A 1294-nucleotide genomic window follows, 5' to 3' on the forward strand; every position below is an offset into this window, starting at 1 on the left:
TCCCGGGTCCGCCTCGTCTGGGTGGGCATCGCGGGTTAGTTGTCGGTAGACCGCGTCGGAGAGGCGTCGTTTGAGGCAGCGCATGGCCTCGCGTTTGCTCTTCCCTTCGGATCGTTTGCGCTGGTAGTAGGTCCGGCCGGGGGTGTCGGAGCGGATCTGGGTGAGCGCCATGACGTGCAGACAGGCGTTGAGCTGGCGGTCACCTGCGCGGGAGAGCCGGTGGCGGACGACGTCGCCGGAGGACACCTCGATGGGGGCGGTGCCGGTGTAGGTGGCGAAGGCGGCTGCTGAGCGGAATCGGTGGACGTGTCCGACGCGGCTGATGATCTTGGCGGCCGAGACTGTTCCGATGCCGTGCAGCTCGGTGAGGGTGGTGCCCGAGGTGGTGACCGCGGACTGGATGTCGCCAGCGGCCTTGGCAATGCGGCGGTCGAGGTGACGGACTTCGGCCACCATGTCGACGGCCAAGGCGCGCAATGCCTTAGCGGCGGCATCTCGGGGACGGATCGCGCCTAGCAGCGTAGCGGCACGTTCGGCGGTCAAAGTGCCCGATGCTCCGCCGGGGCTCAGCTTGGTGAGCAGGACGTGCAGCCGGTTGATGGTTTGAGTGCGGGTCTTCACCAGATCCTCGCGGTGTTCGACTATTGCTCGTAGCGCGGTCGCGGCGTCATCGACGGTGACCGTCGTGAGGTGGGCGGCGTTGAGAGCGGCGATCCCGACCGACACGGCGTCGGCGTCGTCGTTCTTACGACCGTGCCCGGTGGACAGAAGCCGTACGCGGGCAGCGAGTTTGGCGGGAACGTCCATGACGTCCACTCCATCGTGGACCAGCTGGGCGGTCAACGGAGCGCCCATTCCGTGCGCCCCCTCGATGGCCCACATGCTGGCGTGCCAGGCGCGCGCGAAGCGGCGCAGTGACCGGTAGCCGTCCCGGCTGACCGATACCCGCAAGGTGGCCAAGGGCTGCAGAGACTCGCCGACTGCGACGGCGGTCCACGACGCTTTGTGGGGGTCGATGGCGATCACCACCCGTCGGTCGATGGTTAATACCGCTGACATGTCTCACTCCTCACTTCGATATGTTGAAAGCGAGGAGGGCACATCAACTTTCGGCTTAGCAGGCCTCTCTCAAGCCACTCCTCGTTTGCGGCGATGACCGGACGCAGGTCACTACTAAGTCAACCCCTACCGGTGACAGGTGCGCGTCGAGCGGAGCCGGCCACCGCCTAGAGAAGCATGGCTGCAGGCCACGCTCTCTTGCTCCCAATTCAACAAGTTGGTGGGCGTGGCGGGC

Annotated in this window: 1 protein-coding gene; it reads right to left on the reverse strand. The window is 66.2% G+C overall.

The window, feature by feature from the left end:
* Positions 1 to 1059 (reverse strand): IS110 family transposase (locus tag A9X04_RS27495; protein ID WP_067927823.1); only part of this gene is annotated, 1059 nt, incomplete at its 3' end.
* Between the last annotated feature and the right edge of the window lie 235 nt (positions 1060 to 1294).

The organism is Mycobacterium sp. E3247, assembly GCF_001667785.1.
In the GTDB taxonomy this organism is placed as follows: Bacteria; Actinomycetota; Actinomycetes; order Mycobacteriales; family Mycobacteriaceae; genus Mycobacterium.